This is a genomic window from Litorimonas sp. WD9-15 (genome assembly GCF_050271975.1).
Classification (GTDB): domain Bacteria; phylum Pseudomonadota; class Alphaproteobacteria; order Caulobacterales; family Maricaulaceae; genus Litorimonas.
The window spans coordinates 2,176,005-2,200,745 of sequence record NZ_CP189850.1; the positions used below are offsets into that span (position 1 = coordinate 2,176,005).

Here is a 24,741-nt window from a genome sequence, read left to right on the forward strand (position 1 = left end):
GGGCACGTCGGACTTGCGTAGAAGGTGAAAACCTTTCAGCAAAACAGTTATTTACAGAACCTCGTTCAATCATTTTTTTACGTTGTAACAGATCTGCACGGCGGAAACCTCGTTCTCGGTGGTGATGGACGTTGTTACAATGATGTGGGGCCATTCAAATCATCTTTTCTATGGCGGCGGCGAATGGTGTGAGAAAATGCATTTTCGGGCAGGGCTTTTGGATTTGGACACGCAAGAGCCCTGGCGCATATCGTCCAAGTCGCAAAATGAGTGTCCGGTGTTGAGACTATCACAGGAAGATCAGAACCGAACCCGATCACATGAGCTATAACGATAAGAGAAGGTGATACGAGACCTAGTATAATTTAAAGCACCAGACACAAGCTTTGATGCAAATCGCATAATGATTATTATGAGAAATATATCGTGGTCGTCTATAAGGAGGTCAACATATCCGTGACATTTGTCTCTGACCCTTTATCAGAATGTTCAATGACAACCGATAGTGATATCCTAGCTTATGGCCAGTCTGTTTTGGAAACAGAAATTAAGGGCCTCCGGCTGACTGCGGAAAGCCTTGATGAGACTTTCTCCAAAGCCGTCAGGCTTATTTTGGGCACACAAGGCCATGTCATCGTGATTGGTATGGGCAAATCCGGTCATATTAGCCGTAAGATTGCGGCGAGTTTTGCATCCACAGGAACACCTGCTTTTTTTCTTCATCCTGCTGAGGCCGCGCATGGCGACCTCGGCATGATAACGCCCGACTCAACGCTATTGGCGCTCTCATTTTCCGGCGAAAGCGCTGAGGTGAACGGTGTGGTGGATTATGTATTGGATCTCAAAAACCCGGTTATTTCTATCACGGGATCGGCTGAGTCCACTCTTTCGTCAAAATCTGATGTGGCCTTAGTTTTACCAATGATACCAGAGGCTTGTCCGAATAACCTCGCACCGACAACATCGACGACGGCCAGTTTGGCCTTGGGTGACGCCCTATGTGTAGCCGCAATGCGGGCCCGTGGGTTTTCCGCCGAGGATTTCGGCAAACGCCACCCTGCCGGAAAGCTGGGCTTTGGTTTGAAACGGGTCTCGCAATATCTGAGCGAGACGCCTTCTGACGTACCTCAGGTCGATAAAAAGGCCACAATGTCCGCCGTTATTTTAGAGATAACCAGCGGCGGCAAAGGGTGCGTCGCCGTGATGAACTCCGGGGTTCTATGCGGCATTATAACGGATGGTGATCTGCGCCGCGCCATGTCCTCGGATATTATGACGAAATCCGCGCAGGATATTATGTCCGCCTCTCCTTTCACGCTGACCCCTGATATGCGGATAAAAGACGTGCTGACCGCCTTTACAGAGCGAAAAATCGGCAATGCGTTTGTTGTAGATAAGGATGAAGTTCTTGGACTTATAGATCTGAAATCATTGGTTTCTACAGGTTATGTCTAACCCGCTCATTGTCATACCCGCTCGTATGGGCTCTACACGATTTCCAGGAAAGCCATTGGCGGAGATTGCGGGAATATCCATGCTGCGGAGAACCGTGGACGTTGCGCGTCAGGTGCAAAAGGCAGACTATGTCGTCGCGACCGATAGCGTGGACATCCAGTCCCACTGCCAGTCATTTGAAATTCCCGTAGTCATGACATCACCGGATATTCAATCCGGCAGTGACCGCACCCTCGCCGCGCTAGACACCGTGAACTCAGATGCTGACATCGTGGTGAACCTGCAAGGTGATGCGCCGTTCACAAATCCCTGTCATGTTAAGGCCGTTATTAATGGCCTGTCCGAGTCAGATGCAGATATCGCAACGCCATATATTCAACTGGATTGGGCAGCACTCGACATATTGCGCAATTCAAAAAAAGAGACGCCTTTTTCCGGGACAACTCTCATCGAAAATGGTGGTCGCGCAATTTGGTTTTCGAAGAATATCATACCGGCCATCAGGGATGAGCTTGCCATGAGGGAGGCCTCGCCCCTCTCCCCCGTCTGTCGTCATATCGGTCTCTATGCGTTCCGCCGCGATGCGCTCAAACGCTATACCACGCTACCCGTCAGCCCTTATGAAAAATTCGAGGGATTGGAACAATTGCGTGCGTTGGAAAACGGGATGTCCATTGCTGCCATCAAAGTCTTAGCCCCGCATATCTCTTCCCCCGGCATAGACACGCCGCAGGATTTAGTGCGCGCAGAAGAGCTCATCGCGGAGTTCGGCGACTCTTTCAAAGGTGCGCTGTAATGGGTCGCGTGTTCGTCGTGCGGCACGGCAATACATTTGATAAGGGTGATATCATCCGACGCGTCGGGGGTAAAACCGACCTCCCCCTCTCGCGTTCGGGCATAGAACAAGCAAAGCGATTAAAAACGCATTTTGAAACAGTGCAGTTTAATGCCGCCTTTTCATCTGATCTAAAACGGACACGCCAAACGGTGGAGGCTATTCTCGGCGGGCAAAGCTACGAAATCGCCGAGATGTTGACCGAGATCGATTATGGCCCTGATGAAGGGAAACCAGAGGATGAGGTTATCAACCGGCTTGGGCAGCAGGCATTGCGCGACTGGGATAGACACGCGGTCCCACCGGAAGGCTGGCATATTGACCCTCAAGCCCTGCGCAAGGACTGGGTCGCGTTTCTGGCTAGCTGTTCCCGATCGACGGATACACTTGTTGTCACGTCGAATGGCGTTGCGCGCTTCCTGTTGGATGTTGTCGAGCGCAATGGGTCTGAAGATCGCAAATTGCGGACGGGATCTTACGGGATCATAAATCTGTCAGACCGTGGCCCGAAATTAGAAGGCTGGAATATCAGGCCTGAAGATTAACGACCATTCCATCATAGGCCGGTCTGGCAATGGGCGGCAATTCTGATCCCAATGTTTCGTAATCCATATCAATATGAAGGTTTGTCAGAACCGCCGACTTAACCTGTGCTCTGGCCAACCAGGACAGCGTTTTATCCGCATGGGCATGGGTTGGATGCGAGCTATAGCGCAAGGCATCTACAATCCATGTATCCACTCCTGTCAGCGCCTCAATCTCTTCACCTCCAACACCCCAGACATCAGGGCTATAGGCTAATTGCTCGTCAAATATAAAGCCTAGAGACGGTGTGGGGCCGTGGCTGACCGCGAGTGTTTTTACTGCAATATCGCCACCCGAACCGCTGACCGTTCTAACGTCACCGCCCTCTATTAAGTCTTGTAAATCAAGAATGGGCGGATGCACGCGCCCTTCCGGCATTTCGAAACAATAGCTGAACCGGTCGTGGACATGGGTTTTTGTGTGCGCGTCCATATAGGTCGGAATTTGTTTTTGCATGCGATAAGCAATCGCACGCAAATCATCGATCCCATGGGATTGGTCGGCATGGTCGTGTGTGTAGAAGACGGCGTCCAGATGTTTTATCTCTTCACGCAGTAATTGAATGCGAAGGTCAGGCGACGTGTCGACGAGAATGTTTGTGCAGGCTTTCGAGTCCGGCGCACCACTCTCCTCCCATTTCTGGACGAGAATAGATGAGCGTGTGCGCGCGTTTTTCGGATTATCGGGATCGCAAACACCCCAATCGCCACCAATGCGCGGCACACCGCCGGAAGAACCACAGCCCAGTATGATGGCACGCAATCCCATCAGGCAGGCCTCGTCGCTTTTGTGAAGAGATCAAAAAACGCGTCCGTTGTTTTCTCCGCAGCCTCGTCAAATGACCAGTCAAATAAATCGGCTAGGGCCTGACAGACTTCCCGCACATAGGCCGGTTCATTCCGACGTCCACGATAGGGCACGGGCGCGAGATAAGGACAGTCAGTTTCTATCAGGATACGATCACGTGGCATGGTCTTGATACGGTCCCGGACGTCATGCGCGTTTTTAAATGTCATGATCCCAGAGACCGAAAAATAAAAGCCCATCTCAGCGGCCGCATCTGCGAGCTTTTGGCCGGAGGTGTAACAATGCATGATGGCCGAAAATTCCTGCTTGGCAAAAGCTGTCTGCAACATCTCCATCATGTCCTCATCCGCTTCCCGCGTATGTACGACGAGCGGCAGTCCCGTTTCCTGCACGGCTTCGATATGGGCTTGGAAATTGGCTTTCTGGACCTCCCTTGGGGACCAATCATAATGGTAATCCAAACCCGTCTCGCCAATCCCGACGATCTTTGTATGCTTGCTCAATTCGATGATGTCTTCCGCCGTAATACCGGGATTATCTTTGGCGTCATGAGGGTGTGTTCCGACGGTGGCCCATATATTTGAACTAAGATCGGCGACTCTTATAACCGCGTCCAAATCTCTGATGTTACAACAAATATTCAGTAGAGACCCAATGCCCGCCTCCCAGCTGCGTTGAATGACGGCGTCGAGATCTTCCGCGAATTTCTCGCCATGCAAATTGACGTGAGAATCGACCAACATCATGCCGCCCTTATCGAGGAGAGAAGTTCAAACATCGTGGCGGTTTTATCCATATTGATCGCGGCCTCTGCGCGTCTTGCGTCCCGTAACCGCGCATGGTTCTCCTGCCAGGTTTTGGGGGAGCGTTTAATCTGCGCCGGGCTAAATGGCCCTTCATAAGTCCCCGTTGCGGCGTGGAGTGCATTGGCGTGGAGTGTATCCCCTAATCCATCCCAGAACAGGCCACGCGCTGTCTCATTTTTCTTGCTGGCCATAATTTTAGCAATCGACATATCTATCGCATTATCCATACGGCTCAACGAGCCAATATAATCTGAGAGCGATCGCAAGACGGTATCCGCATTCTGAACGAGCGCGAGAGCTTTCCCCGGTGCGCCGCGTGAAAGCTTGACAGCCGCCGTCATCAATTCCGGCGACCCACATCCTTGTTCCGATAGCCAGCTTCCGATTTGGGCGTCAGGCACAGCGCGGAGTTCGAGGTTCAAACATCTCGACCTGATCGTAGGTAATAACCGTCCGGGTGCAGAAGAAATAAGGATAAACAATGTGTTGGAAGGCGGTTCTTCAAGTAATTTTAAGATCGCATTTTCGGAATTGCGGTTCAACTCATCCGCGCTATCAATGATGCAAACGCGCCACTGACCAGTCTCGGCGGCCGTTTCCTGAAAAAAACCCGACACTTCCCGCACGCGGTCCACGGGAATGTCCTGCCGGAACCGCTTCAGCTTCACATCATAAGGCCTACGCAAAACAAACAGATTGCCATGTGTGAGGGCCTCAACCCGCTGCGCAATCGGGTCGGATTTTGGGATATCCAGAGACGTCTTGAGCAGCGACTCACCGCCCAAAAGCTTGCGCGCCATACGATAGGCCAGAGTGGCTTTGCCGATACCTTTCGGCCCCGTGAGCAACCAAGCATGATGCATGCGACCCGAGCGATAGGCGGTCAGGAAGCGATCTTCCGCGTTTTCATGTCCGAGAAGCTGGTAGACCTCACGCGGATGGGCACATCCATCGGCGCAATCGGCCTCCGGCAGGTTTTCCGCGTTTTCAATCTGGCGCAATTACGCCCCCAACTTTCCCGCGAGGTCCGGATGCGCTTTGGTGAGCGCGAAGAGGATAGCATTGTGTACGTTTCCACGGGACCCATCCGCATCCACTGTGACGATACGGTCCGGATTATCTCCCGCGATCTCCAGAAAGGCCGCGCGGAGAGCTTTGTGGAAGTCCAAACTCTCGGCGTCGAAGCGGGTGAGGTCTTCACCGCGGGTTTCCACACGTTTCTGCGCCAGGACGGCATCCATATCGAACAAAATCGTCAGGTCAGGTTCAAACCCGCCCATCACAGATTCATGGACGGCTTTCACGCGGTCGCGTCCCAATCCGCGCGCATACCCCTGATAGGCCATGCTGGAATCCGCAAAACGGTCAGAGATCACCCAAACCCCCCGGTCCAAGGCGGGTTTTATCAATTTCTCCACGTGGTCAATCCTGGCCGCATACATCAGCAGGAGTTCGGTCATGCCAGACCAGCGATCTGACGTACCGGACAGGACGAGGTCGCGAATGGCTTCCGCGCCGAACGTACCACCGGGTTCGCGTGTCAATAGTGTTTCAATCCCGGCCTTTTCCAAAGCGCCTGCCAACATTTTGGCCTGGGTCGTCTTACCGGCACCTTCACCGCCCTCAAATGTCAGAAATTTTCCTTGTGCCATCGTTTTAGCCCCTCAACTTTATCATCAATCCGGACCAAGCTCGTGCAAACAGACCCTTACGCGCCACATCTTCTATGGCAACGAGGTCATATGTCTCGACGGGACGTCCGGGAATCTTCACTTCGAGTTCTGCAACTTTGTCGCCTTTTGTAATAGGCGCCGCAAGCGTGACATATTTAACAGACGTCGTGACAGAGTTACGGTCACTAATCGGCATACCTTTCCGAATGTCCTGAGTGAGGGCCACGCCGACTTTCTCAGAATTTCCCATGAAAATATCGACTTCCGCCAATGTCTCGCCTTGGCTGTGTAAGTCATAGACCCGAAATTGTAAGAATGCCGCCTCCATCAGTCGCGTTGCGACGTCGCGGCGGTCGGCAGCGCTTTCGAGGCCATTGATAACGATGATGCGCCGGTCATCCCCGCGCTTAGCTGACCCGACAAGGCCGTATCCGGCTTCGCTCGTGCTTCCCGTCTTAAGGCCATCTGCGCCCGTGACGCGGCCGAGAATCGGATTGCGGTTGAACTGTCGCACACCGTTCCACGTAAATTCTGTTTCCGCATAGATGGGATAATATTGCGGAAACTGTAAAATCTGTTTCTGTGCGAGTTTGGCGAGGTCGAGCGCACTAATCCGGTGTTCGGGATGCGGCCAACCCGTCGCATTGCGGAAGGTCGCGCTGTCCAAACCCATCTCGCGGGCCCGCGCTGTCATTCGCTCGGCAAAAGCTGTTTCCGAGCCCACCATGCCTTCAGCGAGGACAATACAGGCATCATTTCCGGATTGGATAATAACGCCTTTGATAAGGTTTTCGACGGAGACTTTCGAATTCAAATCCAACGCCATGGTCGAGGAACCCGAGGCAAATCCGCCGCGACGCCAGGCATCTTCACTGACGACAAATTCGGTAGCAGGACTGAGTGTACCGGCTTCGAGTGCCTCAAACACCATTTGCGCGGTCATGATTTTCGTCATTGAGGCGGGTGGCATGGGTTGCCGCGCATCCTTCTCAAACAGGACTTCGCCGGAGGCTGCGTCGATAATAACAGCGTGGGGCGCTTCGGTTTGAAAGGAGGTTTGCGCATAGGCATGACCCGAAAAAGCCAGCGATAGGGTTAAGTATAAAAACGGTTTGAACACAGGAGCGGAAGACCTCGATTAGAATCAAAACGGAGCGCCCGGAAGGACGCTCCGTTCAATTTGCATGGAGGTGTGGCAATCGCAAGGCAGAGCCCTGCGATAACTCTATTTCGTTTTAACGCGCTCACGTATGAGACGAGGCTGAGGACCCTTGTGGCTCGCAATGTGTATCGGACCTTTAATCGTCAGGGTCACGTTCCCTGTCGACGGATCAACCGTATCCGGTTGTACCGCTTGCGGGGCGGACGGCGCGACAGGCGCAGCAGGTGTGTAAGGCGCGGGTTCAGGCGGGGAAAATGGCATAGACGGCGCAGGTGTTGGGGCCGTGTAAGGCGCTTCAACAAAGTTCTCCTGCGGACGCTCAACTGGAACGGGCGCACGGACAGGCGCGCGGTTTGCCGCCATGGGGTCAGCAGGTCCGGCATATTGAACGCGTACTTGACCCAATCCGGTAATGCCAAGGGCTTTCGCAGACGCTTGGGATAGATCAATAATACGGTCGCCGACAAACGGACCACGGTCGTTCAACCGGACCATGAGGGTCTTGCCGTTTTCGACATTGGTCACGAAGAGCATAGAGTTCAGCGGGAGCGTTTTATGCGCCGCCGTTAAAGCGTTCTGGTCAAATGTCTCGCCCGTTGCCGTGGGCTTACCGTGAAATTTAGGGCCGTACCATGACGCGACACCTGTTACATCATAATCAGGTTGATGTTTCGGGGTGTAGCTCTTGCCGCGGATTTTATAGCGCTTGCCGAGGCGTTGATGTTTGTACAAATCTTTATCTACACTAGCCTGATCAAATGACTGTTGCGCCTGCGGGGCAGGCATGGGGCGGGCCGGAATGTAACTTTCCGGGACAGCGCGTTTCATTGGTGCGCGTGGTGTTGAGAGGGAGGCATATTTCGTCGCGCCGTCACCTATCTTGTAAGTAATCGGCGCCGCCTTCACGGATTTCGATATGCTCGTTGAAGCACACCCTGAGACGCTCAAACCCAGCGTTACCGCCAGAACACCGATCAAAACCTGCTTTGTGCTCACCATCACATTCACCTTTAACTACGCTTATCTCATTCGCCGAGTGACTCTTGTGACATGTGCCGGACATCTTTGTCCGAAACGCCCTTGGGTGTCTCCCGATGAGAAAGTAGATAAAACAGTAAGCTTAAATGCGCGTTCGAAATCAGGGTTGACGGTCTCTCAAATTTCAAGGTTGGTGAAAGGTTAACGGATAGAGGGTCTTGCGCCCTGCCCTGAATTGTCATATGCGCCGCAAACTCACATCCGGGCGGGTGGCAGAGTGGTTGAATGCACCGGTCTTGAAAACCGGCATAGGTGCAAATCTATCGGGGGTTCGAATCCCTCCCCGCCCGCCATTTCCCTAAGTTTAAGCTGAACGTTTTCCCGGGCTCAGACCATTAGCGACTTCGTAGGCATCGTCTTCAGAGGCCCATTCTACCATTTTATGTAATTTTCCTTTGAAAAATATGATTTTATGCTTCTAAATCCTCAATATGGCGCGCGATCAGCTTGGGTTGAGGGACTTTTAATGAGCGAATTTGTTTTTGGTGTGTCGTCGGATCAGATTGAGAGGCGCGCAACATTTGATTTATATGAGCTTCATGATTTGCAAATTATAGACCTTGCTTCCCCTTATGCAGTCGTTTTCAATGGGCTAGACATTGAAGATAAATTTTCTCTCTTCCCCTCTACGGCTTACATTGAGGCCCTACCCCTTACCCTGCCCTACAATAACATGGAGGCAGGAGATGATTTCGCCGGGGATGTTTCAACAACAGGTATTCTACCGCGAAACGGTATAATTGAGGGCAACATTATCGATGGTTCGGATCGCGATTGGTTTGCGGTCGAGCTAAATGCGGGTGAAATTCTAAGAGTTGTGAGTGACATCTCTAACTTTGAGCATGTTCTCAGAGATGCGAATGGAGACTTCGTTAGTTTTACTGGTCCACAGACACGTTTGGAAGACTTGGCAGTTGGAAGATCTCTCGTCTCCATAATCGAAGAAACGGGAACCTATTATCTCGATGCGGGTCTGTTTGAATTCACATCTGCAACTAATGTTAATTACACCCTCACAAGTGAAATTGTTGAGGATGACTTCGCGGGGGACTCTACAACTCTCGGCGTCATCCCAACTGATGGCACAACGGTTCAAGGTCGTATTGACTTCGAGGATGACGTTGATTGGTTCGCGATCACGCTGGAAGCTAGTCAGGCTGTGAGACTAACACTCACACAGAATCAAATTTTTGCACTTCGACTTCAGTCGCCTGAACTCAATTTTTTGTCGGGTACAAACCAGGAGCTGATAGTTAGCGCCGAGACTGCCGGAACATATTTCTTTTCGGTCAATGACAATGGATCAATCCGGTCTGTTGATGAATATACCTTGAGTGCTGAAATTATCGAAGATGATTTCGCCTCCGACAGTTCGACAGAAGGCCGTGTCACGATTGGACAGACGATCAACGGGCAGATAAATTTTGAAGGCGACACCGATTGGTTTGAAATCACACTAACGGGTGATGAAGTCGTCGTTATTGAGACAGAAGCAGATTTTAATTTCCCCGAGTTCAATTTCAACCTTGTCAATTCAGACGGAGATATTTTGGAATTTGGCTCTACACTGTTCCTCTCGGACGGTAATATTGTCCAACGCTTGGTTATTGACCAAGCCTATTCCGGGTTGTTTTATATTTCGGTACAAGGCGAACCGGGGGCGGGCTCGAACCAAGCTGTGGATTACACGTTCTCTGCCGCTTCTTTTCAGGATGACTTTGCTGGTAATGCGATGACCGATGGGGTTATTTCAATTGGCGAGAATGCGTCAGGACAGATTGACTTTGAAGGCGATGAAGACTGGTTTGCTATAAATTTGACGGAAGGCGAAATCGTCAGAATACGGTCGACAGAAGATATTGGGCTAGCTTTGTTCAGTGCGAATGGGCAACGTTTCGTATCGGGGAATGTCCCGTCAGATCCGGCATTTTCATCAGAACTTATCACAGACGGAACATTGTCCGGAACCTTCTATGTCGCCGTTGAGTTCGGTTTGGAAGGTACGAATTACATACTTGAGTCTGACATTATCGAAGATGATTTTTCAAGTGATGCCAATACAACAGGTGTTGTTCCCCAAACCGGCACAACGACCGGTTCGATCGATTTCAACAATGATAGTGACTGGTTCGCCATCACGCTAACGGCTGGAGAAACCATCAGAATCAGGACGGATTCCGATACACCCATTTTCCTCTCTCTGGTGGATGAGTTCGGCTCGTTTCTCGCTTTCTCATCAGGCTTCAACGTACTTGGTTCGAATGAACCCTTTGATGGCGTTAATGATCAGGAACTCTCTGCTCTGGTTTCCGAAAGCGGGACATATTTTATCAATGTCGAAGGCTTCAATCCCGGTAGCTATACGCTAACCAGTGCTGTCCTGGAAGATGATTTCGCGGCGGATTTTTCGACCACGGGTGAGTTACTTTTGGGCGGTTCCGTGACCGGTATCATTGATGCTGTCAGTGATGAGGATTGGTTTAGAGTCGACCTCACAGCAGGTGATTTGGTTCGCTTAACGAGTGACTCTGTAAATGTCCGTATGACTCTCTTGGATGAGAATGGACAATTTGTTCAAAACAGCCAATTTGTTTTCCCTTCAGATGGTTCTGATGGCTTAAACCAGCTCACTCAAACTGTAGCGCTTACCGGCACTTACTATGTATCTGTATTTGCGGACTCTAATTCAGTTGGAGACTACACAATAACAAGTGAAGTGGTTGTAGACGACTTTTCAGCCGACACATCGACAACAGGTGTCATCGATGCTGGGGGAACTGCTACAGGGACTATTGAGCTTCCAGGCGATGAGGACTGGTTTACAATCGATCTTGTTGCGGGTCAGAGGATACTTTTCGCAGTTGAAGGCAACCTGAGTGATAGATTTGAACTCAGTTTATTCGACGTAAATGGGGATCCTGTCGTCCAGTTTACGGGTAGTGAAGTTGATTTCACGGCGGATGAAGCCGCGCGGTATTATGTTTCTGTGTCGAGCTTTGAAAACAACATTCCCTATGAACTCGCAGCGTTAGAAATTCTCCCGATTGATGGCACTTCGGGCGATGACCAACTTTTCGGGACAGATCGAAGCGACACGATTAATGGGTTGGAAGGCGATGATACAATCTTCGTGTCATTAGAAGATGATACCATCGACGGAGGAGACGGTATTGACACATACGATGTGTCGCAAGGCGAGTCCGCCGAAGACGGATACCTCATCGATCTTATTGGCGGAACGGCCATTGGTTTCGGTTTCGTAATTGGTACTGACACACTTATCAGCATCGAAAACGTGATTTCTGGGTCAGGCGCAGATCAGATCATTGCCAGCAATCAAGGTAGTACAATCTTCTCGGGGGCCGGTGACGATATTCTTACCGGAGGAGCAGGGGTTGATAACATTAATGGTGAAGACGGCGATGACAGTCTTATCGCCTCTGCAGGAGCCGACATTCTGAATGGCGGTGAAGGGTTTGACTTCATAACTTATCGGAATTCTGATGCTGCAGTGACCCTAAACTTCCTGACAGGCGAATTTACAGGTGGTTATGCTGAAGGTGACACTCTGATCGATATTGAAATCATCACGGGTAGTGGTTTTGACGACATTATCATCGGGAATGGCACAACTGTCACACTGCAAGGCGGTTTCGGAGACGACACAATTTATGCAGCCGAGCTCGACAATCCTGAATTCCGTAACTTCTTGATTGGCGGTGAGTTCGCCTTTGGGTCTCAACTTGGTTCGAATTTGGCGAATACAGGTAATGACACACTCATCGGCAGCGCAGGTCGCGATGTCCTCATTGGCCTCGATGGCGCAGATTTCCTTGATGGCGGTGATGGCATTGATGAAGTTCGATATTTCTATGACCGCAGTGGTGAAGGAATCATCATTGACCTCGCTTTAGGAACGGCTTCCGGTGGCAATGCCAATGGTGATACAATCATAAATGTCGAGAACGTTATCGGCAGTATCTATGATGATGTCATCACAGGTGACGAGAATGACAACGTTCTGGATGGTTTCTTTGGTCGAGATATTCTCAATGGTGGAGCTGGTAACGACACACTGATTGGTGGCTTTAATGGCGACACTCTCACCGGTGGTGACGGCGCAGATACATTTGATTTTGTCAGCAGTCGGTTCGGATATACTGACGAAATTACAGACCTTGAGAACGCTGACAGAATTTCTTTCGGACAGGGCCGGGGGGATCCAAACGGAGAGCCAATTGACCTGATTTTTATTGGGGCAGCAGAATTTTCAGGCCGAGCAGGTGAACTGCGATATTACCATGAAGATGGCGTCACCTTCATTGAATATGATAATGAGGGGGACGGCGCTCTCAATGATCGTATGAGAATTACAAATGGTGAATTCGATCTATTCGCTGTGGACAATGAGTTTGGCAGTTTTGACTTGAGAATTGGTGTTGTTGGATCTGACTCACGTGACTTCCTCCGTGGAACGGCAGAGGATGACTTTATTGCCGGCGGCGCAGGCAGTGACCGTATTTTCGGTGAAGCGGGCAATGATCAACTCTTTGGCGATGCTGGAAATGACATCATCGTCGCTGGTGATGGGGATGACAGCATATTCGGTGGTGATGGAAATGATAGAATCCTGGCTGGAAGTGGCGATGACCAAGTTGATGGCGGAAATGGCGATGATAATATCTTGGGCGGTTCCGGCGATGACACCTTATCAGGCGGTGACGGTGCGGACCGTATAGAAGGCCAGGCCAATAATGATATCATTAATGGTGGAGATGGAAATGACACTCTCCTCGGCGGAAATGGTCGCGACCTGATTTCCGGTGGTTTGGGTGATGACGTTCTTCGAGGTGAAGACGGAAATGATCTTATAGAGGGTAATGCCGGAGATGACTTCCTTGGCGGTGGTGCCGGCAATGACCTTCTGATCGGTGGGCGCGGTGCAGATAGACTGTATGGTGGTTCAGGTGAGGACAGACTCTTCGGTCAACAAGGCAATGACTTACTTTTCGGTGGCGGCGGAAATGATCGCCTGATCGGCGGCGGGGGTAACGATAGTCTCAACGGACAATCCGGCAATGACATTCTGGATGGCGGAAGTGCGAATGACATCCTTACGGGGGGTGGCGGAGCAGATATATTTATCTTCAATGCATCCGCTGCGACGACAATTGTCACTGACTTTACCGATGGTGTAGATCTACTTGACTTATCCGATTTCAGCGCTGCTGATATACAGAGCGCGCTGGACAGTGCCGTGCAACAAGATGGTGATAGCGTTCTGACATTCTCCAACGGTGCCGTCTTGGTCTTGGAAGGTTTTGATCTCTCTGATCTCTCGGATGAAGACATCCTTGGGTTTGACGGCGTCGATATGATGGCCGCTATAGCATAATCTTCGATTTGGGGGCGTAAGGCCCCCTTTCCTCATCGGTCATAATTTCTTCGGAATATATGAAATAGCTGCTTGCTTTCCATTTGGGTCAATGTATTAGCACGCTGGCACAATGACCCAGACGTCTCGATATCTTGATCTCGCAAATGCGTTGACATCACTGAACACCGCAGAAGAGGCGGAGCGTTTCCTCGTGGACCTCTGCACGCCTGCTGAATTGCGCGCACTGTCTGAGCGTTGGCACGTCGCGCAGATGCTCGAAGCTGGTGGGATGAGTTACCGCGAAATTCAAGCAGAGACTGGCGTGTCTACCACCACAATTGGGCGCGTCGCCCGTTTCCTGCGTGATGAACCGCATGGCGGATACAGGGCCGTTCTGGAACAAATGAAAGAAGAATCATGACAGATCGTCTGAAAATCGCACTCCAAAAAAAGGGACGCTTGGCTGAAGACAGTTTCGCCCTGTTGAAGAAATGTGGTTTACGCTTTTCCATTCGGGGCGGCGGGTTGCTCGCGCGCGTGAAAAATATGCCGATTGATCTTCTGCTCGTGCGGGATGATGACATCCCCTCTTTCGTCGCGAATAATGCGGCGGATATTGGTATCGTTGGCGAAAATGTTCTCGTCGAAGAACAATTGGTGTCAAAGAACGAATTGGATGCTGCCATTGCTATGCGTCTCGGGTTCTCGCGCTGTAAACTCTGTTTGGCAGCGGCGGAGACTGGTAAAGTTCAATCCGCAAGTGATCTGAGCGGCACCCGTATCGCGACGACGTATCCCGGCGTCACAGGACGCTACCTTTCCGAAAATGGCATTGACGCGAAGTTGGTCGAAATGAAAGGCGCTGTCGAACTCGCGCCCTCCATTCAAATTGCGGAGAGCATTTGTGATCTCGTCTCCTCCGGCGCGACACTGGAGGCGAATGGTCTCACCGCTTTTGAAACCATTCTTGAAAGCGAAGCGGTTCTCATTCGCTCCGCTCGGGAATTATCAGCAAACAAATCTGACATCCTCGATAAGCTTATGAACCGCATCGACGGTGTTCTGAAATCCGCCGAGACCAAATATATTATGCTCAATGCACCAAAGTCTGCGGTTAAGGAGATCACGGACCTTCTGCCCGGTTCCGACTCTCCCACAATCATTCCATTGGGCGGACCGGAAGACCTTGTTGCCGTTCAGGCCGTATGTACTGAAACAGTGTTCTGGGAAACCCTTGAGGGTCTAAAGACCCTCGGTGCGCGGGCGATCCTCGTCCTCCCGATTGAGAAGATGATGAGCTGATGCAACGCTTTATCTGGTCAGATTTAAACGCGTCAGAGCGGCAAAGCGCCCTCGCCCGTCCGGCTGCGATTTCTGATGAGTCGTTGATGGACGGCGTGCGTGACATTCTCGCGGACGTGAAAGAAAACGGCGATGCGGCGCTCCTACGTTTAACGCAAAAATTTGACGGTGTTAGAATTGATGTACTGGAAGTTCCGAAGGCAGAGTTGAAAGCAGCATGGGATGCCCTGCCCCAAATCGATAAATCCGTGATCGAACGCGCCCGTCGGAACATTAAACGTTTCCACAAGGCGCAAATTCCGGCTCCCATTGAGGTTGAAACAGAACCAGGCGTCATTTGCCGCCGCGAATCCCGCGCGATTAAAACGGCAGGACTTTATGTACCCGGCGGCACAGCGCCTCTCGTTTCGACCCTCCTGATGCTGGCCGTTCCTGCGAAGGTGGCGGGCGTTAAAAACCGTGTCGTCGTGACCCCGCCCGGAAAAGACGGCAAAGTCGATCCCACGATTTTGGCCGCGGCTTATCGTTGTAAAGTCTCAGCGCTATACGTAATCGGCGGCGCACAAGCGATCGGCGCACTGGCTTACGGGACGGAAACTATACCAAAGTGCGATAAAATCTTTGGCCCCGGTAATGCTTGGGTTGCAGCGGCAAAATCCCTCGTGGCACAGGCGGCAGGCGGTCCGGCAATCGATATGCCGGCTGGCCCGTCCGAAGCCATGGTGCTGGCTGACGAAGCCGCAGACCCGGCTTTTGTCGCCTCTGACCTGCTGAGCCAAGCTGAACATGATACGGTTGCGCAAGTCGTTTGCGTGGCCTCAACGACAGAGGTTGCTGACTGTGTTGAAGTGGAAATCGCCAAACAGTTGGAAACACTGCCCCGTAAAAATATCGCAACGGAGTCCCTGAAATTGGGACGGATGTTCATCGCTGAGGACCGCGCGGAGATCATCGATATCGTCAATCGTTACGCGCCTGAACACCTCATCGTGCAATTGCGCAAACCCGATACCTATGTAGGCGCCATCCGAAATGCGGGTTCAATCTTTCTCGGTCCTTGGACACCGGAAAGTGTGGGTGATTACGCCAGCGGGACGAACCACACGCTCCCCACTTATGGCGCAGCCCGCGCCTATTCCGGTGTCACGCTTGAGAGTTTTATTAAATATGTCAGCATCCAGAAGCTGACGAAAAAAGGCTTGAAACGACTCGGCCCCGTCGTAGAACGACTGGCTGAGATGGAAGGCCTCGACGCGCATAAACGTGCCGTCTCACTAAGATTGGAGGCTCTACAATGAGCAGCCCGAAACCAGCTTGGCCCGATAGTATCGCGCGGGCCTCCGTCGTTGCCATGTCCATCTATTCCGCCCGCGGGGGCGCGACGAACGCGCTGCACTTGGATGCAAATGAAAACCCCTATGCGCCGCCACCTGTGGTCGGTGCGTCAGATTATAATCGCTATCCCGCGCAACAACCCGAATCTCTGACCGCGCGTTTGGCGGGGCTTTACGGCGTGGACACCAATCAAGTTATGGTCGGGCGCGGCGCGGATGAAGGCATTGAATGTCTGCTGAGGGCGTTCTGCGAAGCGGGTCAGGACAGCATCCTCACCTGCCCTCCAACATTCGGGTATTATAAAACCTGCGCCGATATTCAGGGCGCGGGGAATGTCGAAGTGCCCCTGAGCGCGGCTTATGAATGGGACATTCCTGCAGTCATTGCAGCGGCAAAACCAAGCTCCGTTAAAATGGTTTTCCTCTGCTCTCCGAATAACCCTTCGGGGAACAGTCTGACACGTGAGGCTATCCTGAGTGTCTGTGACGCTTTGCCTGAAACGCTGATTGTTGTGGATGAGGCTTACATAGAGTTCTCAACAATTGAGAGCTTAGTTGATAAAGTCGGCACGGTCCCGAACCTTGTTGTGCTAAGAACGCTCTCGAAAGCATATGCTCTCGCAGGTGTGCGTGGCGGGGCGCTTCTTGCGGATGCCCGCGTTATAGAGCTCCTGCTCAAAGTTCTCCCGCCCTACCCGATCGCACGACCTGTCGAAGCGGCGGTTTTGGCTGCGCTTGCCCCGTCGGCGATGTCGGTTCACGCGCAACGTCTGGCGGAAACACTGGCCGAACGAAACCGCCTGGCAGATGGTCTAAGAAATTCCGATTTCGTTGAAACGGTCTATCCATCCGATGCAAACTTTCTGCTGCTGGCCATCAAGGATGAAGACAAGCTCTTCGCCCGTCTCCGTCAGTTCAATGTCAAAATCCGAGACTATCGCAGCACGACAGGCCGCGTGCGCGTTTCTATTGGGTCCCCCGATGAGAATACGATCGCCCTACAGGCTTTCGGCGTAACAGATATTGCGGAACGAGCCGACCGGATAGGTGAAACATTCCGCAAAACGAACGAGACAGATATTTCCGTTCGCGTGAATCTTGACGACGTTAAACAGACAAAAATCTCAACAGGTATAGGGTTTTACGACCATATGTTGGAGCAGATTGCGAAACACGGGAATATGGGTCTGACGATGTCCTGCGAAGGTGACCTTCACATTGACGCGCATCACACGGTCGAAGATACGGCCCTCGCCTTCGGCTCTGCGCTGAAACAAGCGCTCGGCGATAAGGCCGGTATTGGTCGTTATGGCTATGTTATCCCGATGGACGAAACACAGGCACAGGTCGCGATTGATTTGTCCGGTCGTCCGGCGGCCGTCTTCCGCGGAGAGTTTCCAACTGATCACGTCGGCGAGTTCCCGGTCGAGATGTGCCCGCATTTCTTTGAAAGCCTCGCCCAGACCCTCGGCGCGGCCATCCACATTGATGTGAAGGGCGACAATTCCCACCACATGATTGAGGCCTGTTTCAAAGGTGTCGGCCGCGCCTTGCGCCCCGCTTTTGCCATTTCAGGCAGTGATATTCCGTCCACCAAGGGAACCTTGTGACCCTCGTCATTGTCGATACAGGATGTGCCAACCTTGCCTCTGTGGGTTACGCCTTTGAGCGTTTGGGCGTCAGCGCGGTCATCAGCGACGAGGCTGAACAAATTACGCGTGCAGATAGAGTTGTCATTCCGGGCGTTGGTTCTGCACCATTTGCAATAAAATCTATTGATAACAAGGGGTTAACGCCAGTCCTTCAATCCCTGCAGCAACCCGTCATAGGCATTTGCCTTGGCATGCAACTCCTCTTTGAAACACTCGAAGAGGGCGGAGAGACCGTAGCTGGACTAGGTCTCATCCCCGGGAAAGTTACGTCTTTGGAGACGGGCAAACTGCCTTCGCCGCATATGGGCTGGAACACGGTCTCGGTCGTGAAAGACGATCCGGTATTAAAGGATGTGTCGTCGGGCGATCATGCCTATTTCGTTCACTCCTACGCGGCGGAGGTGTCCGATTACACGCTCGCCGCTTCAGAATATGGAACCACCTTTTCCGCCATCGTGCGCAATGGGAATGTCTGGGGCTGTCAATTTCACCCGGAACGCAGTTCCAAAACCGGTGCGCAAATCCTCAAAAACTTTATGGATCTCAGTCTATGATCTTCCCTGCTATGGACCTCATGGATGGCGGTTGTGTCCGCCTTCTCAAAGGTGATTTTTCCGCGCGTACGAATTACGCCGCTGACCCGGTTGAGGTCGCGCAGGGCTATGCGGCAGCAGGCGCTGAATGGATGCATATCGTAGATTTGGACGGCGCAAAGAACGGCGCGACGGCGCAGACTGAATTGATTCTGAAAGTCGCAAATTCCGCAAAAATAAAAGTGCAAACAGGTGGCGGCATCCGCGAATTAAGTCAGGTTCAAACCCTCCTTAATGGCGGCGTAGACCGTGTCGTGATCGGCTCGCTCGCCGTGACGAACCCGCAAATGGTGAAACATTGGCTGGAGACACTCGGCCCCGACGCCATCTGTCTGGCTTTGGATGTCAATCAGAGTGAAGACGGCGAATTTCGTCCCGCCATCAAAGGATGGACGGAGCCGTCCAAGAAAACGCTGTGGGATGTGTTGAGCGATTACCTCGGCTCCGGCCTAAAGACGATCCTCGTGACAGATATTGGCCGCGACGGGATGCAGACGGGCGGGAACCTGGATCTCTACAAACGCATACAATCCGACTTCCCGACCATAGACCTCATCACATCGGGCGGTGTTGGGACCCTGGATCATGTCCGCGATTTGAAGGCGCTCAATCCGCATGGGATCATCATCGGCAAGGCACTCTATGAAGGTGCGTTCACACTAGATGATGCCATTACATGCTAAAACGTCGGATTATACCCTGCCTGGATGTTCGGGACGGCCGCGTTGTGAAAGGCGTGCAGTTCCGCAACCATGTCGATGTCGGCGACATTATTGATCTTGCCCTGCGATACCGAGATGAAGGTGCGGATGAACTCGTTTTCTATGACATCACGGCCTCCGTCGATGATCGCACGGTCAGCCCTGATTGGGTCGGCAAAGTCAGCCGCGCCCTCGACATTCCGTTCTGCGTGGCCGGCGGTATCAAGAGTGTGGAAGCCGCAGGTGCGAGACTGGCGGCGGGCGCGGACAAGATCAGCATCAACTCTCCCGCCCTGCTCCGTCCTGAACTCGTCAATGAACTGAGCGAGGCTTACGGCGTGCAATGTATCGTGGTCGGAATTGACAGCTTTGATGACGGCACCGCCTACCGCGTGAAATCACATACGGGCGATCCCGATAAGATGCGAGAGACGGGCCGCGAGACGACGGAATGGGTTCAGGAAGTCGTGCAACGCGGCGCAGGCGAAATCGTGCTAAATTGTATGAACCAAGACGGTGTTCGCAAAGGTTATGACATCGCGCAACTTCAAGCCGTTCGAGCCGTTTGCGACGTGCCCCTCATTGCGTCGGGTGGCGCGGGGGCCGTGTCTCATTTCGAAGATGTCTTTCAACAGGCCAATGTCGACGGCGCCCTCGCCGCAAGTGTCTTCCATAAATCCGTTATAGCGATTCCGGATTTAAAAACTGATTTAGACCGCGTGGGTATCAAGGTAAGATTATGAAAATCGATTTTGACAAAGGAAACGGCCTCGTCCCCGCCATCGTGCAGAATGCGGATACGCTGCAGGTTTTGATGCTCGGCTATATGAACGAAGCCTCAGTCGCTAAGACCCAATCTTCCGGCCTCGTGACCTTTTACAGCCGCTCTCGCAAAACGCTTTGGACGAAGGGCGAGACGAGCGGGAATATGCTCTCACTCGTCGATATGACTGTCGATTGCGATCACGACACACTTCTCATTATGGCCCGTCCTGCAGGTCCTACTTGCCATGAAGGGACAGTTTCTTGTTTCGGAGATAAAGGCGCACAAGGCGTAGGATTCCTAAGCTATTTGGAACGGCTCATCATTGACCGCAAAACCGCCGATCCAGAAAGCTCTTACACCGCAAAACTTCTACAAGGCCCATTACGCCGCGCCGCTCAAAAAGTGGGTGAGGAAGGCGTGGAGGTTGCCCTAGCCGCTGTGGCTGAAACGGAAGATAAACTAACAAACGAAGCCGCCGATTTGATCTATCATCTCACGGTTTTGCTCGCTGCGAAAAACGTACCTCTCTCGGACGTTATTTCAGAGCTTCAATCGCGGCACAGTTAAACGGCGCACATCTCTTCGGGGAGGCTGTCTAAAATAACGTCTGCAAGAGAGTCCAAGAGCTGTCGTTTCGGCGTACTTTTCCGGAAAGTCAGATTGATCTGTCGATAGGCATTGGGGTGGTTGAGAGTCCGCACGCAAACATCATCCCCCGCATTCCACCGACCGCCCAAGGCCATGGATGGAATTAGGGAAATCCCCTGCCCCGCCGCGACAAGACTAATGATCGTTTCCATGCTGGAAACATTCACCTCATGTAGCGCGGAAGGCTGTGCGAATTGGCAAAGGTCGACGGCCTGATCGCGGAAACAATGGCCTTCGGGGAGTAAGATTAATTCATTCAATGTCAGATCTTCGACATCCAAATCTTCCGTCTCGTTTAACGGATGTTCTTTCGGGAGGATGACGGAAAACGGTTCGCGATAAAGGTTGATGACCTCCAATCTCGGGTCCTCCGGTTCCGTGGCGAGTATGGCGACATCTAATGTGCCTTGAAGCAACGCTTCGTTCAGTCGTTCCGTGATGTCCTCTAAAAACCCAAGCTTCAATCTAGGGAACATAGCCTTTGACTGACGGATGGCCTGCGGGATGAGATAGGGCGAGATCGTTGGAATAGACCCGAGTTGCAATTGCCCTGAATAAGGATCGCGGGCTGTCTCCGCTGTTGAATAAATGTGATCGATTGAGGCCAGAGCGTCTTTTGCCAGAGCAAGTATATTCTGTCCAACATCTGTCAGAATGACCGTACGTCCGCTGCGCTCGACCAATTCAACGCCCAAATCCACTTCCATTTTCTTGATCTGTACGGAGAGCGTCGGTTGGCTGACATTGCAAATACGGGCGGCCCGTCCAAAATGTTGTTCTTCCGCTAGGGCTTGTAGATATCGTAGATCACGCAAGTTCATAGGCATTATCTATCATGCTCATGAAAACAATCAATTGGACGTATCGGTTTAAACAGGAGATATAAGTCCAGAATTGTGTTCTTACACGTATTAACCACATGGAAAACGCCAACATTTGGCATCCCGAATTTCAGGAGAGAGTTATGAATGATATGACCGTCAACACGAGCGGCAAATGCCCCGTCATGCATGGCAGCGCGACGAGCAGCCGCCCGACATCTACCAAAGACTGGTGGCCGGAAGCCCTGAATGTTGAAATCCTGCATCAGCATGATGCCCGCTCCAACCCGATGGACCCGGATTTCGATTATCAGGAAGCCGTCAAAGCTCTGGATTTCGACGCCCTGAAAGCCGACCTACACGCCCTGATGACCGACAGCCAGGATTGGTGGCCGGCTGACTGGGGCACATATGCGGGTCTGATGGTGCGCATGGCTTGGCACGCAGCGGGCACATACCGAACATCTGACGGCCGCGGTGGCGGTGGTACAGGCAATCTGCGCTTTGCTCCGCTGAACAGCTGGCCCGATAATGGTAACCTCGACAAAGCCCGTCGCCTACTTTGGCCGATCAAGAAGAAATATGGCAACGCCGTCTCTTGGGCCGACCTGATGCTGCTTGCCGGTAATGTCGCCTATGAAAGCACGGGTCTGGAAACCTTCGGTTTCGGCTTTGGCCGCGAAGATATCTGGGCACCGGAATTGGACGTCAACTGGGGTGAAGAGAAAGAATGGCTTGCTCCATCTGAAAATCGCTACGCGAATTTGGAAGATGCCGACACGCTCGGTCCTAACCTCGCCGCCGTTCATATGGGTCTGATCTATGTGAACCCGGAAGGCGTAAACGGTAACCCTGATCCGGCGCGTACAGCCCAGCATATCCGCGTCACATTTGCTCGTATGGCGATGAATGATGAGGAAACGGCGGCTTTGACCGCGGGTGGCCACACGATTGGTAAAGCCCATGGTAATGGAGATGCCGACGCTTTGGGTCGCGAGCCTGAAGGGGCGGAGCTAGAAGCGCAGGGCTTTGGGTGGATGAACCCGAATGCGACCGGCAAACCGAGTAGCCATGTTACCTCCGGTGTCGAAGGCGCTTGGACATCAAATCCGACAAAGTTCGATATGGGTTATTTCGACATGTTATTCGGTCACGAGTGGGAGCTGACAACCTCTCCTGCTGGCGCGAAACAGTGGAAGCCCGTCAATATTGACGACGTCAACATGCCAATCGACACGGATGGCGGCACAACCAAAACCATGCCGGTCATGACCGATGCCGACATGGCCATGAAGGTCGATCCTATCTATCGCGAAATTTGCGAGAAGTTTATGGCGGATGAAGCCTATTTCCGCGACACATTTGCCCGTGCTTGGTTCAAGCTCTTGCACCGCGATATGGGTCCACGCATCAACTATCTCGGCCCATGGGTGCCGGATGAGGATTTGATCTGGCAGGACCCGATCCCCGCAGGCAGCACGTCCTATGACGTCGACGCCGTGAAAGCGAAAATCGCGGCGACGGACCTCACGCCGGTTGAGATGATCAACACAGCTTGGGACAGTGCCCGTACCTATCGTGACACGGATCGTCGTGGTGGCGCCAATGGTGCACGCATTCGCCTCGCCCCGCAAAACACATGGGAAGCCAACGAGCCGGAGCGCCTGAACAAGGTTTTGGCGGCGTTGGAGCCAATTGCAAATGACACAGGCGTTTCACTCGCCGATGTCATCGTTCTGGCGGGTAATGTCGGTCTGGAAGCCAGCCTGAAAGCTGGCGGTCATGATGTGGACGTCCCATTCTCACCAGGTCGTGGTGACGCAACTGACGCAATGACAGATGCAGAGAGCTTTGACGTGCTCGAGCCGCTGGCCGATGGTTTCCGCAATTTCGCGAAAGACCAATTTGCCACGGTAGCGGATGAGATGTTCCTCGACCGCGCTCAATTACTCGGCCTGACAGCGTCTGAGATGACGGTTCTGCTCGGCGGAATGCGTGTTATGGGCACGAATTACGGCGGCACGTCACACGGTGTCTTCACCGATAATGTCGGCAGCCTGTCCAATGACTACTTCGTCAATCTGACGGATATGGGCTTCACATGGCATCCGTCTGGTGACGGTATGTATGAGTTACGTGATCGTTTGACGGGTGAAATCAGGTTCACGGCGACGAAAGCCGATCTGGTTTTTGGGTCCAATTCGATCCTTCGCTCTTTTGCGGAAGTCTATGCGCAGGACGATAATAACGGAAAGTTCGCCAAGGACTTCGTCGCAGCCTGGACAAAGGTCATGAACAATGACCGCTTCGATCTGAAATAGAGCAATCTGAACTGAGTAAGAGAACCCGGCCTCGAAAACGAGGTCGGGTTTTTTGTTGGTGGCGGGTCAATCCGCAATAATGGGCATATCTATCCTCGTTATCCAATCACCCACACATCTGTCATTTTGGTCTCGAAACTAGAGATCAAAATTTACCTACTTCCGTCATTAACGCCTGGTCGTTTGAAACCAAACGACTAAGTGGCGGTAATCTATACGATGCTTGAAACTTGGTTATGGATTACCGAGACAAGCCCGGTAATGACGGAGAGGTTGGATCTTTTGGCAACCAATCCCCGTTTATAAAAAACATACCCCCGCACTTATCCAAACCGCGCTATATTCAAGATGTTCTTTCAGACACGGGACAGATTAGCGCTTACTGATCGGTCTGGAGGACGGCGGGGTTGAGCAGCCTGGATTAAGCCCCGGGCCTGAGCCGGACCTTTAGAAACGAGAGCCGACCGGCTGTTCCAAGTGGGCAGACTCCGGGGTTTATCTGACAGGCCGTTTCTTCAAAAGCCGCTGCCGCGTGGCGGTACAATTGGCGTCAGCCATTTGTACAGTGCGCAAACATCTGCCGTTTGACAAGCGGCTGATGTGAGAGATGATGTAAGTAACGGTATCGCCGACCTCTGCGCATCCCTCACGCGCATGGCCTTCGTGTAAAACAAAGATGAAAGACCTAACCCTGGTACTCCATCGCGGAGGCCACCACGCGGACAGTCCTTTCTTTACTCTCTCCGGCTGTCACCCGATGGGCAGCGATCGATGGTGCGTGTCTTCAGGGGTACATCCAGTCAAACAATTTACGAGGAAAAAATACGCCAATAGTCGCCATGAAAACAAACGAGCCTGCAAAAAT

General features: G+C 52.3%; 20 protein-coding genes and 1 tRNA gene. 14 read left to right on the top strand and 7 right to left on the bottom strand.

Going from position 1 to position 24,741, the window contains the following annotated elements:
• Positions 1-492: 492 nt before the first annotated feature.
• Genes ACP9M6_RS10155 through ACP9M6_RS10165 form a run of 3 tightly spaced genes read left to right on the top strand, consistent with a single transcriptional unit; the run spans position 493 to position 2,835 of the window.
• Entirely contained in the window at positions 493-1,455 is a 963-nt protein-coding gene (locus tag ACP9M6_RS10155; RefSeq protein ID WP_427450784.1) for a KpsF/GutQ family sugar-phosphate isomerase, read from the top strand.
• Entirely contained in the window at positions 1,448-2,251 is an 804-nt protein-coding gene (kdsB, locus tag ACP9M6_RS10160; RefSeq protein WP_427450786.1) for a 3-deoxy-manno-octulosonate cytidylyltransferase, read from the top strand. Before ACP9M6_RS10155 ends, kdsB begins: the two co-directional genes overlap by 8 nt.
• Positions 2,251-2,835: a histidine phosphatase family protein gene (locus tag ACP9M6_RS10165; RefSeq protein WP_427450788.1), complete on the top strand. Its 585-nt coding sequence runs from the start codon at positions 2,251-2,253 to the stop codon at positions 2,833-2,835. Before kdsB ends, ACP9M6_RS10165 begins: the two co-directional genes overlap by 1 nt.
• Here the strand turns inward: ACP9M6_RS10165 and ACP9M6_RS10170 are convergent.
• The 6 genes from ACP9M6_RS10170 to ACP9M6_RS10195 form a co-directional block, all read right to left on the bottom strand.
• Positions 2,819-3,643, bottom strand: coding sequence for an MBL fold metallo-hydrolase (locus ACP9M6_RS10170; RefSeq protein WP_427450790.1), 825 nt, complete (start codon positions 3,641-3,643; stop codon positions 2,819-2,821). The genes ACP9M6_RS10165 and ACP9M6_RS10170 overlap by 17 nt on opposite strands.
• Positions 3,643-4,428 (bottom strand): TatD family hydrolase, encoded by a 786-nt coding sequence (locus ACP9M6_RS10175; RefSeq protein ID WP_427450792.1) that lies wholly within the window; start codon positions 4,426-4,428, stop codon positions 3,643-3,645. The genes ACP9M6_RS10170 and ACP9M6_RS10175 overlap by 1 nt, the downstream gene beginning before the upstream one ends.
• On the bottom strand, positions 4,425-5,489 hold the full coding sequence (locus ACP9M6_RS10180) for a DNA polymerase III subunit delta' (protein ID WP_427450793.1): 1,065 nt from the start codon (positions 5,487-5,489) through the stop codon (positions 4,425-4,427). The genes ACP9M6_RS10175 and ACP9M6_RS10180 overlap by 4 nt, the downstream gene beginning before the upstream one ends.
• On the bottom strand, positions 5,490-6,140 hold the full coding sequence (gene tmk / locus ACP9M6_RS10185) for a dTMP kinase (protein ID WP_427450795.1): 651 nt from the start codon (positions 6,138-6,140) through the stop codon (positions 5,490-5,492). It lies immediately after the preceding gene.
• A gap of 4 nt (positions 6,141-6,144) precedes the next feature.
• Positions 6,145-7,281 (bottom strand): D-alanyl-D-alanine carboxypeptidase family protein, encoded by a 1,137-nt coding sequence (locus ACP9M6_RS10190; RefSeq protein WP_427450797.1) that lies wholly within the window; start codon positions 7,279-7,281, stop codon positions 6,145-6,147.
• 105 nt (positions 7,282-7,386) lie between these two features.
• Positions 7,387-8,322, bottom strand: a complete 936-nt coding sequence (locus ACP9M6_RS10195) for a septal ring lytic transglycosylase RlpA family protein (RefSeq protein WP_427450799.1) — start codon at positions 8,320-8,322, stop codon at positions 7,387-7,389.
• A 242-nt stretch (positions 8,323-8,564) separates the two neighbouring features.
• On the opposite strand from ACP9M6_RS10195, the gene ACP9M6_RS10200 reads away from it, so the two are divergent.
• From ACP9M6_RS10200 to hisIE, 10 genes are all read left to right on the top strand, one after another.
• Positions 8,565-8,654, top strand: a tRNA-Ser gene (locus ACP9M6_RS10200).
• 173 nt (positions 8,655-8,827) lie between these two features.
• On the top strand, positions 8,828-13,756 hold the full coding sequence (locus ACP9M6_RS10205) for a calcium-binding protein (protein ID WP_427450801.1): 4,929 nt from the start codon (positions 8,828-8,830) through the stop codon (positions 13,754-13,756).
• Positions 13,757-13,868: 112 nt separating this feature from the next.
• Positions 13,869-14,159 (top strand): YerC/YecD family TrpR-related protein, encoded by a 291-nt coding sequence (locus ACP9M6_RS10210; RefSeq protein ID WP_427450803.1) that lies wholly within the window; start codon positions 13,869-13,871, stop codon positions 14,157-14,159.
• Entirely contained in the window at positions 14,156-15,040 is an 885-nt protein-coding gene (gene hisG / locus ACP9M6_RS10215) for an ATP phosphoribosyltransferase (RefSeq protein WP_427450805.1), read from the top strand. The genes ACP9M6_RS10210 and hisG overlap by 4 nt, the downstream gene beginning before the upstream one ends.
• Positions 15,040-16,338: a histidinol dehydrogenase gene (gene hisD / locus ACP9M6_RS10220; RefSeq protein WP_427450807.1), complete on the top strand. Its 1,299-nt coding sequence runs from the start codon at positions 15,040-15,042 to the stop codon at positions 16,336-16,338. Before hisG ends, hisD begins: the two co-directional genes overlap by 1 nt.
• Positions 16,335-17,984, top strand: a complete 1,650-nt coding sequence (gene hisC / locus ACP9M6_RS10225; protein WP_427450808.1) for a histidinol-phosphate transaminase — start codon at positions 16,335-16,337, stop codon at positions 17,982-17,984. Before hisD ends, hisC begins: the two co-directional genes overlap by 4 nt.
• Positions 17,981-18,580: an imidazole glycerol phosphate synthase subunit HisH gene (gene hisH / locus ACP9M6_RS10230; RefSeq protein ID WP_427450810.1), complete on the top strand. Its 600-nt coding sequence runs from the start codon at positions 17,981-17,983 to the stop codon at positions 18,578-18,580. Before hisC ends, hisH begins: the two co-directional genes overlap by 4 nt.
• Entirely contained in the window at positions 18,577-19,302 is a 726-nt protein-coding gene (hisA, locus tag ACP9M6_RS10235; protein WP_427450812.1) for a 1-(5-phosphoribosyl)-5-[(5-phosphoribosylamino)methylideneamino]imidazole-4-carboxamide isomerase, read from the top strand. Before hisH ends, hisA begins: the two co-directional genes overlap by 4 nt.
• Positions 19,296-20,063 (top strand): imidazole glycerol phosphate synthase subunit HisF, encoded by a 768-nt coding sequence (hisF, locus tag ACP9M6_RS10240; protein ID WP_427450814.1) that lies wholly within the window; start codon positions 19,296-19,298, stop codon positions 20,061-20,063. The genes hisA and hisF overlap by 7 nt, the downstream gene beginning before the upstream one ends.
• Positions 20,060-20,653 (top strand): bifunctional phosphoribosyl-AMP cyclohydrolase/phosphoribosyl-ATP diphosphatase HisIE, encoded by a 594-nt coding sequence (gene hisIE, locus ACP9M6_RS10245; RefSeq protein WP_427450816.1) that lies wholly within the window; start codon positions 20,060-20,062, stop codon positions 20,651-20,653. The genes hisF and hisIE overlap by 4 nt, the downstream gene beginning before the upstream one ends.
• Here hisIE and ACP9M6_RS10250 read toward each other — a convergent pair.
• The gene (locus ACP9M6_RS10250) at positions 20,650-21,555 is read right to left on the bottom strand and encodes a LysR substrate-binding domain-containing protein (protein ID WP_427450817.1); all 906 of its coding nucleotides are present in this window, start codon (positions 21,553-21,555) and stop codon (positions 20,650-20,652) included. The genes hisIE and ACP9M6_RS10250 overlap by 4 nt on opposite strands.
• Before the next feature lie 143 nt (positions 21,556-21,698).
• Here ACP9M6_RS10250 and katG point away from each other — a divergent pair, with 143 nt between their 5' ends.
• On the top strand, positions 21,699-23,876 hold the full coding sequence (katG, locus tag ACP9M6_RS10255) for a catalase/peroxidase HPI (RefSeq protein ID WP_427450818.1): 2,178 nt from the start codon (positions 21,699-21,701) through the stop codon (positions 23,874-23,876).
• Positions 23,877-24,741 lie beyond the last annotated feature (865 nt).

Excerpts from the sequence above, each read along its gene's own strand:
- kdsB (WP_427450786.1), top strand. The coding sequence starts at position 1,448 with ATGTCTAACCCGCTCATTGTCATACCCGCTCGTATGGGCTCTACACGA.
- ACP9M6_RS10155 (WP_427450784.1), top strand. The coding sequence starts at position 493 with ATGACAACCGATAGTGATATCCTAGCTTATGGCCAGTCTGTTTTGGAA.
- hisIE (WP_427450816.1), top strand. The coding sequence starts at position 20,060 with ATGAAAATCGATTTTGACAAAGGAAACGGCCTCGTCCCCGCCATCGTG.
- hisF (WP_427450814.1), top strand. The coding sequence starts at position 19,296 with ATGCTAAAACGTCGGATTATACCCTGCCTGGATGTTCGGGACGGCCGC.
- ACP9M6_RS10250 (WP_427450817.1), bottom strand. The coding sequence starts at position 21,555 with ATGAACTTGCGTGATCTACGATATCTACAAGCCCTAGCGGAAGAACAA.
- hisA (WP_427450812.1), top strand. The coding sequence starts at position 18,577 with ATGATCTTCCCTGCTATGGACCTCATGGATGGCGGTTGTGTCCGCCTT.
- hisC (WP_427450808.1), top strand. The coding sequence starts at position 16,335 with ATGAGCAGCCCGAAACCAGCTTGGCCCGATAGTATCGCGCGGGCCTCC.
- ACP9M6_RS10165 (WP_427450788.1), top strand. The coding sequence starts at position 2,251 with ATGGGTCGCGTGTTCGTCGTGCGGCACGGCAATACATTTGATAAGGGT.
- ACP9M6_RS10195 (WP_427450799.1), bottom strand. The coding sequence starts at position 8,322 with ATGGTGAGCACAAAGCAGGTTTTGATCGGTGTTCTGGCGGTAACGCTG.
- ACP9M6_RS10175 (WP_427450792.1), bottom strand. The coding sequence starts at position 4,428 with ATGATGTTGGTCGATTCTCACGTCAATTTGCATGGCGAGAAATTCGCG.
- tmk (WP_427450795.1), bottom strand. The coding sequence starts at position 6,140 with ATGGCACAAGGAAAATTTCTGACATTTGAGGGCGGTGAAGGTGCCGGT.
- hisD (WP_427450807.1), top strand. The coding sequence starts at position 15,040 with ATGCAACGCTTTATCTGGTCAGATTTAAACGCGTCAGAGCGGCAAAGC.
- katG (WP_427450818.1), top strand. The coding sequence starts at position 21,699 with ATGAATGATATGACCGTCAACACGAGCGGCAAATGCCCCGTCATGCAT.
- ACP9M6_RS10210 (WP_427450803.1), top strand. The coding sequence starts at position 13,869 with ATGACCCAGACGTCTCGATATCTTGATCTCGCAAATGCGTTGACATCA.
- ACP9M6_RS10170 (WP_427450790.1), bottom strand. The coding sequence starts at position 3,643 with ATGGGATTGCGTGCCATCATACTGGGCTGTGGTTCTTCCGGCGGTGTG.
- hisG (WP_427450805.1), top strand. The coding sequence starts at position 14,156 with ATGACAGATCGTCTGAAAATCGCACTCCAAAAAAAGGGACGCTTGGCT.
- ACP9M6_RS10205 (WP_427450801.1), top strand. The coding sequence starts at position 8,828 with ATGAGCGAATTTGTTTTTGGTGTGTCGTCGGATCAGATTGAGAGGCGC.